The organism is Granulicella pectinivorans (assembly GCF_900114625.1).
In the GTDB taxonomy this organism is placed as follows: Bacteria; Acidobacteriota; Terriglobia; order Terriglobales; family Acidobacteriaceae; genus Edaphobacter; species Edaphobacter pectinivorans.
This window is the reverse complement of sequence record NZ_FOZL01000002.1, coordinates 540,823-553,441: the sequence shown is the minus strand read 5'-3', so window position 1 is coordinate 553,441 and position 12,619 is coordinate 540,823. Positions and strand designations below refer to the sequence as shown.

The following is a 12,619-nucleotide window of genomic DNA, read 5'->3' as shown; positions in this document are numbered from 1 at the left end:
AAAGGATGTACTCATGGCGGAAGAAGCACTGAATCCGGAAGACGATTTTACCCCTGGCGGCGATGCGATCGTTCCGCCGGCCGGTGACGCCGAGCAGCTTGCTCCGCCCGTCAACGAGAATTTCAAGTGGTACATCATCCACGCGTACTCGGGTTTCGAGCGCAAGGTTCGGGAGTCGCTGGAGAGCCGGATTCAGGCTTTTGGCTTGGAGAACCGCATCGGGCGGATCATGATTCCGACCGAGCCTGTGACCGAACTGCGGAATGGCAAGAAGTATGTGATCGAGCGCGTGTTTCTGCCAGGGTATGTTCTGGTGGAGATGGAGCTCGACAACGATCTTTGGCATGTGATCAAGAACACGCCGCGGGTTACGGGCTTTCTGGGTACTGGCGATAAGCCGGTTGCACTGTCCGAGGCCGAGGTGAGCTCGATCCTGTTCCGTTCGGATGTCTCGAAGGAGAAGCCGACGATGAAGATCAAGTTCGAGAAGGGCGAGCAGGTCCGGATCAACGAAGGTCCGTTCGCGAACTTCAACGGCGCGGTCGACGATGTGAACGAAGACAAGCAGACGTTGAAGGTGATGGTGAGCATCTTCGGTCGTTCGACTCCGGTCGAGATCGAGTTCTCGAAGGTCGACAAGTTCGACGGGACAGAAGATCAGTAAACAAGTTTAGTACTTCAAGCAAAGCAGCAGGCAGAGTCTGCCGCTCGAAAGCATAAAGAGGAACCGCAATGGCACCGAAGAAGATCAACGGATACGTAAAGCTCCAGATTACGGGTGGCAAGGCTACCCCCGCACCGCCGGTCGGCCCCGCACTGGGTCAGGCTCAGGTCAACATCATGGAGTTCTGCAAGCAGTTCAACGCACGCACCTCCACGCCTGAGATGACGGGCATGACGATTCCGGTCGTCATCACCGTGTACGCGGACAAGACGTTCACGTTCATCACCAAGACGCCTCCGGCGCCGGTTCTCCTGATGAAGGCTGCCGGTATCGCGAAGGGCTCCGGCACTCCGAACAAGGAGAAGATCGGCAAGGTGACTGAGAAGCAGATCCGCGAGATCGCCACGATGAAGATGCCGGACATGAACGCCGCTTCGGTGGAATCCGCTTCGAAGACCATCCGCGGCACCGCCCGCTCGATGGGCATCGAAGTCGTCGCGTAACTTTTGAACGAACGTCTCGGCGGAGCGCCTTCGGGTGCTCCGCCTTTTCGTGTTGGTGCAAGGGAATTGGTCTGCTGTGCACGGGGCGGACGCATTGTGGCTTCTACGTGCTGCGCCTGGGCCTTCGTGGGGCTGACCTGGGAGTTCTTCGCCTGCGCGTTCTTGCGGCTGGCCTGGATTTTGGAGGCGAGCGGAACGTTCGCTTTTTTCGTTGCGGTGGATCTATCGGGATCTGGTTTCGGCTGAAGCAGGCGAGGCTGTGAGATTGTCTCGCCTGCCATCGGGCTCTCATGCGCTCCGAACAAAATACCGGGATTTGTTGGCTTCGCTCAGAGTGACAGAAGTTTGTGGGCGAGCTCATGCAAAGAGCCTCTGCTGGCTGGGTTGGTGGACGGAGGCGGGTGGCTTGCGACCGATGTCGCGGGTGAGGAGGGCATCGGTGGAGCGTTCGGGGAGATGGTGGCGGCGGCAGGCTGCGCGGACGAGCGTTGCCATGCGCTCGCGGTAGGGCTGGGGAGCGAAGTCGGTGGTGCGGAAGTGCTGTTCGTAGCGGGACAGGAGATGGGGGAAGTGCTCGCGGACGAAGCTCAGATAGGTAGGGCGCGAGCACTGTTTCAAGAACAGGGGTGAGGCCGCGAAGAAGCTGGCGCGGGCGTAGGCGGCGCGGGTGGCCATGCGGTCGAGGGCCTCGGCGTTGTCCGTAATGCCGGGGAGGAGCGGCGAGCAGAGGATGCCGGCGGTGAGGCCTGCTTCGCGGAGTTTGGTGACGGCCTGGAAGCGGAGGTCGGGGCGTGGGGCGCGGGGTTCGAGGAGGCGGGCGAGATCGGTGTCGGTGGTGGTGATCGTCAGGTGAAGGACGAGGGTGTTGCGGGCGGCGATCCGGGTGAGGAGATCGATGTCGCGAAGGATGAGGTTGGACTTGGTGATGATGCCGATCCGGTGACCCTGCCTGCGGGCGAAGACTTCGAGGAGGGAGCGGGTAATTCCGGCTTTGCGCTCGATGGGCTGGTAGGGGTCGGTGGCTGTGCCGAGGGCGATTTCTTCGCCGTGAGGGACTTTGTGGAGATCCTGCTCAAGGAGCCAGGCAGCGTGTTGCTTGAGGAAGATCCGCCGCTCGAACGCAGTGGCCCAGCTTTGTGGCTGATGCTCTGCGTTCGAGACGGACGGCTCTGTCGCCCCCGCCGGCTCCAGAAATTCGTGGGTGTAACGTGCGTAGCAGTAGCGGCAGGCGAACTCGCATCCGCGGTAGGGGTTAATGGACCAGGCGAGCGAGAGTTGACGCTTCGAGAGGGACTTGTTCAGGATGGAGCGGGTCTCGAGAGATTTGAACTCGATCTCGTGTCCCGCTCCAGCCGGTTCGGCCTCCGCAGCAAGCCGGGCGAGGCCTGTGGGCAGGGCAGAGGGAAGGATGTGGAAGAGCGTGGGAGCGGTTGTGTCCGGTGCTTTCGCCATATCTTCGCCTCTTGAAGATGAGAGTAGCGAAGGTGCGGTCAGGAGTCAATACTTTTCGCTTTATTTTCGCTTTACGTGGCAGACTGGTCGGCTAGGGGGATGGGATTATGAGCTTTGAGTCGGTGCGGGATTGCCTATCCACTGACGGATGAGGGAGAGGAGTGCGTCGCGGTAGAGGGCGTTGGCACCGAAGGTGGAGAGGGCGTCTTCGTTGAGCGATGAGGAGTTGATGCGGTTCAGTGCGGCCAATGAGACGTTACGCGTGGAGCGGGAAGCGAACGGAGAGATTTTGACTATGTCGCCTTCTGGCAGTCAGACGAGCATCCCGAAGACCCGGCTTGTCCGGCTGCTGGATGAATGGGCCGAAGGGGATGGGCGGGTAGTCGTTTTCGAGTCGAATGGTGGGTTTACTTTGCCCGATGGCTCGGGGCGGGCTGCCGATGCAGCGTGGCTGCAATCGTCGCGCTGGGAGGCGCTGACAGAAGCTCAGCGAGCCAGTTTTGCGCCACTGTGTCCGGATCTTGTGATTGCGCTGCGTTCGCCGAGCGATGTCTTAGGACCTCGCGGAAGAGATGGAGCAGTGGATGTCGAATGGAGCACAGGTGGGCTGGCTGATCGATCCGGTGGAGCGTGCGGTGGCGATCTACCGTCAAGGGGACGAGCCGGAGTTTCTCCGTGATCTGACGTCGATGCAGGGGACTGGGATTGTGGCTGGGTTTGAGTTGGCGATGGGGCGGATCTGGGGTTAGGCGGGTGGCGGGGTGCGTCGCTGCCAGACGGCGTAGCCGTAGCGCATCGGGGTATCGGGGAGTTTGAGCTCGTAGTTGTTGAGTATGTAGTTGCAGAGGGGATTGAGGGTTTCGCCAACGTGCTGGGCGGGGCGGTTGTAGGGCACGAGGAATAAGCTGCGGATCATCGCCCGGTCGCCGAACCGGACGCAGGAGCCTTCGCGGCCGGGGAGGATGAGGAGGGGGCGCTCGGGGTGGGCGGCGATCTCGGCGACCTTGCGCTGCACGCTTGCGTCGTTGATGAGGTTGATGTCTTCGAGGAAGTAGCCCTCGTCGATCTGCGGGGTGTGGGCGGTTCCGAAGCGGCTTGGAGTGAAGCCGAAGGGCGCGAGGAATTGGGTGCCGGCCGGGTATCCGTAGAGGGGGCTGAGATCGGCGGGGAGGTGGCCGGTGGCGAAGGTTTTGTAGTTGTCGAACTTAATGCGGGCGAGGGTGGGGCCGAGCGAGCGCTCCATGCGGCGGAAGACGATGCGGTCGAGGGCGGTTCCGGTGCGATTGCCCTCCCATGCGAAGAGAGAGGGGAGCGCGGCGCGGGAGAACGATCTCGCCAGTGCCGGCGCGCCGATGAGGGTGGGAATGACGAGATAGACGGCGAGGGTCGCGTAGCGGAAGGCCTTTCCGAAGCTGCGGTATTGGTTGGCGATGGCGATGGAGGCGATGGTGAGGCCGAGCGGGTTCATGAAGGTATGGATCTGGTCGCAGCGGCTGAGCGCGCCGACGACTCCGGCGGCGGAGACGGCAAGGAGCATGAGAAGGCCGCTGGGGTGGCGGCGGCAGATCTGACCGGCGGCGTAGATGGATGAGAATCCGAGGGCGAGGAGGAAGAGCAGGATGTGCGGACCGGGGATGATGGGGAAGTTGAGGCCACCGGTGCGGAAGGCGTTCATGGTGTAGAAGTACCCGGCCTGTTGCGCGAGGTGGATGGCAATGCCGATGCCGGACAGGGCGGCGAGATACGCGAGCAGGTTCGGGATCAGGCGCAGATGACCGTAGAGGAGGAGATAGACGGAGATGCCGAGGACGAAGGAGAGTGCTACCTCGGGTGAGACGAGGAAGATGGCGAGGGAGTAGGGGAGAGCGAGCAGGATGACGGGCGGCTGGGTGCGCGGGCGATTGATGGGAGCGAGGCGGCGGTAGAGGTCGAGGCCGAGGAAGCAGGGCAGGATGTAGCGGATGAGACTGTAGTTCAAGCCGGTGGAGGTCGCGGCGAGCAGGCTGAGGCAGACGAGCAGAACGAAGAGGAGACGCCGGCCGGGAGCGGGCGCGTCGATCCACTGGAGAGTCTTGAAGGCCATCCAGACGCCGGTGAGATTGGCGGCGATCCAGAAGAGATTGTAGGCATCTCCGACGGGGAGGTGCAGGCGGCAGAGCCATGCGGGGCCGTAGAGCATAAGGGGTCCGTAGGCGAACTCGAAGTCGCGGTAGATGACCTTGCCTTCGAGCAGGAGCTTGATGCGATCGACGAGGTAGATGGACTCGTTGAAGCCGTCCAGGCGGCGCGTGAGCAGGTACAGGCAGAGGTTGACGAGGAGGGTTGCGGCGAGTGCCTGATGCAGAGCGCTCTTTGGGAGAGGCTGCTCGGTGAGGCCGGTGTAAGGCTGAAGGGGGGCGCGCCAGGCGATGAGAGCGGAGAGGAGGGCTCCCAGGGCGATGATCGCGATGCCGGCGTGATTGTTGAAGCCGAAGATGTAGGACTCGGAGAGGGATGGCTGGACCGGGATGCGGTAGGGGAGCCAGAGGAGGAGGAGAACGGTGGCTGTGGCGGTGGCGGCGAGGGCGGCCAGACGTCTCCTGGAAAAGACAAGCATGAACGATGGTCCCTTTCGCGTGCTTTGTCCAACCTAGCACACGGATTTTCCCTTCCGTGCTTGACGTTTTGCGCACTTCTCCCGCATACTGGTAAGGTTGCCTCGGCCCCAAGCCAGGCAGTCGCACCACGCCGCTGCGGATTTATGCAGATGTGGGTGGTAGATAAAGGATAACGACTTTTCATGGCAAAGAAGATCTCCAAGAATTTGGCGAAGGCGCGCGCGTTGGTTGAGCCGCGTCCGTATACGCTCGTTGATGCTGTTCCCCTTCTGCAGAAGGCCAAGTACGCGAAGTTCGACGAGACCGTCGACCTGACGCTGCGTCTTGGCGTGGATCCGCGTCACGCGGACCAGATGGTGCGCGGTACGGTTGTTCTTCCTCACGGTCTGGGTAAGTCGAAGACGGTTGCCGTTATCGCCTCGGGCGAAAAGCTGAAGGAAGCGGAAGCGGCCGGCGCTGAGTTTGTGGGCGGCGAAGAGATGGTGGAGCGCATTCAGAAAGAGGGCTGGACGGCCTTCGACGCTCTGATCGCGACCCCCGACATGATGCGTTCGGTTGGACGTCTGGGTAAGGTTCTCGGACCGCGCGGCCTGATGCCGAACCCGAAGACCGGAACCGTGACGACCGATGTGGCCGGTGCGATTCGCGAGATCAAGGCCGGTAAGGTCGAGTTCCGCACGGACAAGACGGCTCTGGTTCACGTTCCCGTGGGCAAGCTGTCGTTCGATCCGCAGAAGCTGGTCGACAACGCGATGACGATCGTGTCGGCGGTGTTGAAGGCGAAGCCTTCGGCAGCGAAGGGCAAGTACGTCAAGGGCATCACGCTGAGCTCCTCGATGGGACCTGGCATTGCGCTTGAGACGACGACCGCGGAAGCTTCGAGCAGGAACTAAGCTCGGCAAAAGATCTGGCCTCCTGGGTGTCTGGCGCGTGATGCGAAGAGCCTGGGGAGCGAACTGAGATAGGAAGAGGATTTATATGGCATTGTCCAGGGCAAAAAAGACGGAGAAGGTGAAGCAGCTCGCTACCGAGCTCGAGCACTCGACCTCCGCCATCATCGGTACCTTCAAGGCGATGACCGCTTCGAAGGATTTTGATCTTCGCAAGGTCGTTCGCGGCGCAGGCGGAAGCTATCACGTCGTCAAGAACAAGCTGGCCGCCAAGGCGAGCGCGGGCACCAAGATTGAGGCTGCGCTGCAGGGTCTCAAGGGTGTTTCGTCTGTGGCGTACACTTCGGGCGACCCGGTTGCTCTTGCCAAGGCTCTTTCGGCCTGGGTGAAGGACAACTCGGAGTTCACCTTCAAGCTGGGCATCATCGACGGCAAGGTGATCACGGTTGCCGAAGTGAACGAGCTGGCGACGATGCCGGGCAAGGAAGAGCTGTATGCCAAGCTGCTTTGGCTTATTCAGTCTCCTGCGCAGCGTCTGGCTACGGTCGTCAATGCTACCGGCCGCGATCTGGCTGTGGTGATCAATCAGGGCGTCGAGAAGGAGAAGTTCTCTGGTTCGGCTGCTCCGGCTGCTGTCGCCGCTCCCGTGGTCGAAGATGGCGCGAAGGTCGAAGAGGCTCATGTGGTGGAGGCTGCGGCCGAGACCCAGCCCGAGAACGGCACGGCGTCGCAGGCTGGAGAAGCCGCGGCTTCGGATCCGGTCGAAGGCTAACCCCAAGTTCGCTCAGCCCTCCGTGGGTGCGCCAGTCTGGGCGCAACGGAAACCCTGGGGGACGTTGAGCTAGTCGAAGCGCTGTCCGAGAGGTTTCCGGGCGGTACAAGATCATCAATTTTTAGCAACATTTAGATAAAACGGAGAAATATCATGGACATTCAACAGATTGAAGATTCGATCGTAAACCTTAGCCTGCTTGAGGCTTCCGCTCTCGTGAAGGCTCTCGAGACCCGCCTGGGCGTTTCGGCTGCTGCTGCTGCCGTTGCTGCTCCTGCTGCTGGCGGCGGCGCTGCCGCTGCTGCGGTGGAAGAGAAGACCGAGTTCACCGTGATCCTGAAGGATGCCGGCGCGAACAAGATCTCGACCATCAAGGCTGTGCGCGAAGTGACGTCGCTTGGTCTGAAGGAAGCGAAGGACCTGGTTGACGCTGCTCCGAAGCCCCTGAAGGAGAACGTCTCGAAGGAAGATGCGGCTGCCATCGCGAAGAAGTTCGACGGCATCGCGACTGTCGAAATCAAGTAGTTTCAGCCTGCCCCTTGCACGTCGAAGCGGAACGCGGTATTCTCTTGAGTGGAGAGTACCCCGTTCTGCTTCGGCGTGCAGTCGGCAAAGCTCATGGCGTTCTTGATTCGGCAGTATCCCCTATCTTCCGTAGTACCCCGGCTCATCCTGGAGTGTTCAGGCTAAGGAACCGGCCATTCAGTTCTCTCGAGCGGCGGGGAGGCTGGGTGAAATGCAGTCCAGCGAGCGGCGAACTTGGGGCAGGGCGAGCCTCAAAGAGTGGCAAGCATTTCTATCACGATGAAGTTTGAAATCTGTGAGTCGTTTCTGCGCTCGTGGGCATGTTCCCATACGGGCGCATTGTCGTCTCTTCTATCCCATCGGCCGGGATCCCCGAGAGGAATCGCGACGTAGCGCTCGGCGTTACGGTAGCAATACGGCAGAAAACAGACCAGATGCAACTCGTTATAGCAGCAAAGTCAGCAGGAAAGAAAGTAAAAGTTTAGGTTTTACCCCCTCCGGCTAGAGGCCGGAGTGAAGAGTATGTGCCGGGATTGACGTAATCGAGGACGGAAGATCCCGAAGGTCTGAAGAAGGTTGATTCGCTTCAGCAGCACATCGAGCAGTACGTAACCCGGAGGCGTTTTCCAGCGTTTCCACCCTTTCAAAGGTTTCATCCGCATCCCTGTGATGCCGCGGATGGCTTTCGAGAGGCCTCGAATGTCCAGTATCAGGAGAGAGCATGCCCAGCGAAATGCGCGCGATCCGCAGCCGTCTCGATTTTTCCAAGATCCCCACTTCCATCCAGATCCCCAACCTCATTGAGGTGCAGCGCCGTTCGTACGAGCGCTTCCTCCAGATGGATAAGTTACCGCAGGAACGTGAGGATAACGGGCTCCAGTCCGTCTTCACGAGCGTATTTCCGATTACCGACTTCCGCAACGTTTCCGAGCTCGAGTTTGTCGACTTTTCGATCGGCAACTGGGAGTGCAAGTGCGGCTACCTTAAGGGTCTGAACCACCTGCGTACGGCCTGCACGACGTGCGGCCACATGGTGATCACCGACCCCTTCCACCCTGGCGATGTGCTTTGCAACTTCTGCGGCACGTACAACAAGAACACCCCCGACTTCTGCACCAAGTGCGGCGATCCGGTGGGTCTGCAGTTGAAGTACGACCAGGCCGAGTGCGAAGAGCGCGGCATGACGTATTCGGCTCCGCTGAAGGTCACGATCCGTCTGAAGATCTACGACAAGGATCCTGAGACCGGCGTGAAGAGCCTGCGGGACATGAAGGAGCAGGAAGTCTTCTTCGGCGATATCCCGTTGATGAGCCAGAACGGCACGTTCATCGTGAACGGCACGGAGCGCGTGATCGTTTCGCAGCTTCACCGTTCGCCTGGTGTGTTCTTCGAGACGGCGAACAACCGCACGTACTTCCTGGGCAAGATCATTCCGTACCGCGGTTCGTGGGTGGAGTTCGAGTACGACCAGAAGAACACGCTGTATGTGCGTATCGATCGCAAGCGCAAGTTCCTGGGCACGATCTTCCTGCGCGCGCTCGGTCTGCGTACGGACGAGGAGATCCTCAAGACCTTCTACACCGTGGATACGATCCAGGTGGTGGACGGGAAGCTGAAGTGGAACGTGACACCGGAAGGCACGCTGACGAACCTGCAGGGTACGCGTTCGGCGAATGCGATCGGCGACATCGTTGTGGCCGGCCGCAAGATCTCGGCTTCGGTGCTGAAGGGCCTGCGCGCTGCCGGTACGGTTTCGGTCGACGTGGAGACGAGCGAGTTCGATGGCGCGATGAGCGCTTCGGACATCGTCGACATGAGCACGGGCGAGCTGCTGTATGAGGCGAACGCAGAGCTGACGGCGGACAAGCTGCACAAGATCATCCAGAGCGGCGTGACGACCTTCGAGGTCTTCTTCCCGGAGCGCGACGACGTGGGCAACATCATCACGAACACGCTGCGCCGCGACTCCGTGCGCAAGCCGGAAGAGGCTCTGATCGAGATCTACCGCAAGCTGCGTCCGGGCGACCCACCGACGCTGGATACGGCGACGGCTCTGTTCGAGGGCATGTTCTTCGATCCTCGCAAGTACGACTTCTCGCGCGTTGGCCGTTTGAAGTTCAATATCAAGCTGTATGAGGACCAGGATCCTGCTGGCCTCGACAAGCGGACGCTGACGCCTGAGGACTTCTACGGGACGATCCGCTACCTGCTGAAGCTGCGCAAGAACATCGGCGTGGTGGACGATATCGATCACCTTGGCAACCGCCGCGTCCGCGCCGTGGGCGAACTGATGGAGAATCAGTTCCGCATCGGCCTGGTCCGCATGGAGCGTGCGATCAAGGAAAAGATGAGCGTGTATCAGGAGATGTCGACGGCGATGCCGCACGACCTGATCAACGCGAAGCCGGTGATGGCCGCGATCCGCGAGTTCTTCGGTTCGTCGCAGCTCTCGCAGTTCATGGATCAGACGAATCCCCTGTCGGAGATCACGCACAAGCGCCGCCTGTCGGCCCTTGGGCCTGGTGGTCTTTCGCGTGAGCGCGCGGGCTTTGAAGTGCGCGACGTACACCCGACTCACTATGGACGTATCTGCCCGATCGAGACGCCGGAAGGTCCGAACATCGGTCTGATCTCTTCGCTGTCGTGCTTTGCACGCATCAACGAGTACGGCTTCATTGAGAGCCCGTACCGTCGCGTGAAGGATGGCGTTGTGCTGGATTACGTGGCGGTTTCGAACGCCGGTGAGTCCGGCCTGCGCCAGGGCGACTACCTTGAGATTGCCGAGTCGAAGGCTTTGAATGCGAAGCTGAAGGCTGAAGGCAAGCGTACGATGGATCTCGAGCCGTTCTCGTTCTATTTGTCGGCATGGGAAGAAGATCGTCACACGATCGCACAGGCGAACATCCAGCTCGATGAGAAGTTGAACATTGTGCAGGACATCGTCGATGCGCGTCGTCAGGGCAACTTCGTCCTGGTGAACAAGTCGGATGTGGACTACGTGGACGTTTCGCCGAAGCAGCTTGTTTCAGTGGCGGCTTCGCTGGTTCCGTTCCTTGAGCATGATGACGCGAACCGCGCGCTGATGGGCGCCAACATGCAGCGCCAGTCGGTGCCGCTGCTGGTGGCCGAGGCTCCGTTCGTCGGTACGGGGATGGAAGGCGTGACCGCTCGTGACTCGGGCGCCGTCATTCTGGCCAAGCGTAACGGCATTGTGGATTCGGTCGACTCGGAGCGCATCATCATCCGGGTCGAGGGCGAGCATCACCCGACGCAGTTGTCGCGTGAGGTTGGTTCGGATATCTATCAGCTCACGAAGTTCAAGCGCTCGAACCAGAACACGTGCATCAACCAGAAGCCGATCGTGCGCAAGAACGATCGCGTGATCAAGGGCCAGGTGATTGCGGACGGTCCATGCACGGAGCAGGGCGAGCTGGGTCTTGGACGTAACGTGCTGGTGGCCTTCATGCCGTGGCGCGGTTACAACTTCGAGGACGCGATCCTGATCTCGGAGAAGCTGGTCCGCGAGGACTACTACACCTCGATTCACATCGAGGAGTTCGAGATCGAAGCGCGCGACACGAAGCTTGGACCGGAAGAGATCACGCGCGATATCCCGAACGTGTCGGAGCATGCTCTGCGCGATCTGGACGAGAGCGGCATCATCCGCATCGGCGCGAAGATCGGTCATAACGACATCCTGGTCGGCAAGGTGACGCCCAAGGGCGAGACCCAGTTGACGCCGGAAGAGAAGCTGCTGCGCGCCATCTTCGGTGAGAAGGCCGGCGATGTCCGCGATGCTTCGCTGACGTGCCCTCCGGGTATCGAAGGCACGGTTGTCGATGTCCGCATCTTCTCCCGCAAGGGACAGGAGAAGGACGAGCGCGCCAAGCAGATCGAGCAGGAGATGGTCGAGAAGCTGGAGCGCAATCTGGCTGACGAGATCCGCATTCTGACGGACGAGCGGTTGAAGCGTCTCGAGGCGATTCTGGGCGCGAAGGAAGTGCTGGCTGATCTTCACGATGAGCGCACCAACAAGCGTCTTCTGTCGAAGGGCGATGTGCTGGATCGCGACATGATCGAACTGATCTCCACGCGTAACTTGAAGCGCATTCGCTACGCGGACAAGGATCCTCGCGTGAACGAGCAGATCGACGAGATCGAAGAGATGACCTCGCGCCAGATCGACGTGCTGCGCAAGATCACGAACGAGAAGATCGGCAAGATGCAGAAGGGCGATGAGCTTTCGCCGGGCGTCATCAAGATGGTCAAGGTGTACATCGCCATGAAGCGCAAGCTTTCGGTTGGTGACAAGATGGCCGGACGCCACGGTAACAAGGGTGTGATCGCACGCATTCTGCCTGAGGAGGATATGCCTTACCTCCCGGATGGAACGCCGGTCGAGATCGTTCTGAACCCGCTTGGTGTGCCTTCGCGTATGAACGTCGGACAGATCCTGGAGACGCATCTTGGCTGGGCCGCGCATGAGCTTGGTGCGCAGGTTGCTGCTGCTGCTGCGGAGATGGAGTCTGCCAACGAGGTGCGTGAGCTGTTCAAGGCGCGCTTCCACGGTACGGCTGCTTTGAGCCAGCTTCTGAACCTGGATGATGAGCAGACGATGCGGGTTGCGGCTGGTATGAAGCGCGGCATCTGGTTCGGCACGGCCGTGTTCGACGGCGCGCAGGAGACCGAGATTAAGGCTCTTCTGAAGGCCGCTGGACTGCCCAGCTCGGGTAAGACGCACCTGCACGACGGTATGCTCGGCGAAGAGTTCGAGCAGCCGGCGACGGTTGGCTACATCTACATGCTGAAGCTGTCGCACCTTGTGGACGACAAGATTCACGCACGTTCGATCGGGCCATACTCGCTGATCACGCAGCAGCCGCTGGGTGGTAAGGCGCAGTTCGGCGGACAGAGGTTCGGTGAGATGGAAGTGTGGGCGCTTGAAGCGTATGGCGCGGCTTACATCCTGCAGGAGCTCCTGACGGCGAAGTCGGATGACGTGTTCGGTCGTACGAAGATTTACGAGGCGATCGTAAAGGGCGAGGCGGCGATCGAGCCGGGTGTTCCGGAGTCGTTCAACGTTCTCATCCGCGAGTTGCAGTCGCTCTGCCTCGATGTCGAACTGATCAAGCAGGCTGACCAGAAGAAGGTTCCGCTGCCGACGATCGCTGCTGCCGCCGATTGATCTTAAGCCCCGACGGCGGAGCATGTTGCTT

Annotated in this window: 9 protein-coding genes and 2 pseudogenes; 8 read left to right on the top strand and 3 right to left on the bottom strand. The window is 60.5% G+C overall.

Annotation, left to right across the window (positions count from 1 at the left end):
- The first annotated feature begins 13 nt into the window (after window positions 1-13).
- Both nusG and rplK read left to right on the top strand, forming a co-directional pair.
- Window positions 14-664, top strand: a complete 651-nt coding sequence (nusG, locus tag BM400_RS20110) for a transcription termination/antitermination protein NusG (protein WP_089843974.1) — start codon at window positions 14-16, stop codon at window positions 662-664.
- Between the two features lie 68 nt (window positions 665-732).
- On the top strand, window positions 733-1,167 hold the full coding sequence (gene rplK / locus BM400_RS20105) for a 50S ribosomal protein L11 (RefSeq protein WP_089843277.1): 435 nt from the start codon (window positions 733-735) through the stop codon (window positions 1,165-1,167).
- Between the two features lie 357 nt (window positions 1,168-1,524).
- On the opposite strand, the gene BM400_RS20100 is transcribed toward rplK, so the two are convergent.
- Window positions 1,525-2,619 carry an SPL family radical SAM protein gene (locus tag BM400_RS20100; protein WP_089843274.1) on the bottom strand — a complete coding sequence of 365 codons (1,095 nt, stop codon included), beginning with the start codon at window positions 2,617-2,619 and terminating at the stop codon, window positions 1,525-1,527.
- A gap of 105 nt (window positions 2,620-2,724) precedes the next feature.
- Window positions 2,725-2,868, bottom strand: a complete 144-nt coding sequence (locus BM400_RS22210) for a hypothetical protein (protein WP_175529128.1) — start codon at window positions 2,866-2,868, stop codon at window positions 2,725-2,727.
- Between BM400_RS22210 and BM400_RS23015 the strand changes: the two are divergent.
- Window positions 2,849-3,112 (top strand): annotated as a pseudogene (locus tag BM400_RS23015) (Uma2 family endonuclease); the annotation flags it as partial. The gene BM400_RS22210 and the pseudogene BM400_RS23015 sit on opposite strands and share 20 nt — an antisense overlap.
- A gap of 76 nt (window positions 3,113-3,188) precedes the next feature.
- A pseudogene (locus tag BM400_RS22890) lies at window positions 3,189-3,368 on the top strand (Uma2 family endonuclease); the annotation flags it as partial.
- Here BM400_RS22890 and BM400_RS20090 read toward each other — a convergent pair.
- Window positions 3,365-5,215 (bottom strand): hypothetical protein, encoded by a 1,851-nt coding sequence (locus BM400_RS20090; protein ID WP_089843270.1) that lies wholly within the window; start codon window positions 5,213-5,215, stop codon window positions 3,365-3,367. The pseudogene BM400_RS22890 and the gene BM400_RS20090 sit on opposite strands and share 4 nt — an antisense overlap.
- A 183-nt stretch (window positions 5,216-5,398) precedes the next feature.
- Between BM400_RS20090 and rplA the strand changes: the two genes are divergently transcribed.
- The 4 genes from rplA to rpoB all read left to right on the top strand — a co-directional run bounded on the left by rplA (window position 5,399) and on the right by rpoB (window position 12,588).
- Entirely contained in the window at window positions 5,399-6,109 is a 711-nt protein-coding gene (rplA, locus tag BM400_RS20085) for a 50S ribosomal protein L1 (protein ID WP_089843267.1), read from the top strand.
- A gap of 85 nt (window positions 6,110-6,194) precedes the next feature.
- Entirely contained in the window at window positions 6,195-6,878 is a 684-nt protein-coding gene (rplJ, locus tag BM400_RS20080) for a 50S ribosomal protein L10 (RefSeq protein ID WP_089843264.1), read from the top strand.
- 150 nt (window positions 6,879-7,028) lie between these two features.
- Window positions 7,029-7,403, top strand: coding sequence for a 50S ribosomal protein L7/L12 (gene rplL, locus BM400_RS20075; RefSeq protein WP_089843261.1), 375 nt, complete (start codon window positions 7,029-7,031; stop codon window positions 7,401-7,403).
- 721 nt (window positions 7,404-8,124) lie between these two features.
- Window positions 8,125-12,588 (top strand): DNA-directed RNA polymerase subunit beta, encoded by a 4,464-nt coding sequence (gene rpoB / locus BM400_RS20070; RefSeq protein WP_089843258.1) that lies wholly within the window; start codon window positions 8,125-8,127, stop codon window positions 12,586-12,588.
- The last annotated feature ends 31 nt before the right edge of the window (window positions 12,589-12,619 follow it).

What these genes read in the sequence shown, in the direction of transcription:
- BM400_RS20090 (WP_089843270.1), bottom strand. Translation starts at nt 5,215, where the DNA reads ATGCTTGTCTTTTCCAGGAGACGTCTGGCCGCCCTCGCCGCCACCGCC.
- rplK (WP_089843277.1), top strand. Translation starts at nt 733, where the DNA reads ATGGCACCGAAGAAGATCAACGGATACGTAAAGCTCCAGATTACGGGT.
- rplJ (WP_089843264.1), top strand. Translation starts at nt 6,195, where the DNA reads ATGGCATTGTCCAGGGCAAAAAAGACGGAGAAGGTGAAGCAGCTCGCT.
- rpoB (WP_089843258.1), top strand. Translation starts at nt 8,125, where the DNA reads ATGCCCAGCGAAATGCGCGCGATCCGCAGCCGTCTCGATTTTTCCAAG.
- BM400_RS20100 (WP_089843274.1), bottom strand. Translation starts at nt 2,619, where the DNA reads ATGGCGAAAGCACCGGACACAACCGCTCCCACGCTCTTCCACATCCTT.
- nusG (WP_089843974.1), top strand. Translation starts at nt 14, where the DNA reads ATGGCGGAAGAAGCACTGAATCCGGAAGACGATTTTACCCCTGGCGGC.
- rplA (WP_089843267.1), top strand. Translation starts at nt 5,399, where the DNA reads ATGGCAAAGAAGATCTCCAAGAATTTGGCGAAGGCGCGCGCGTTGGTT.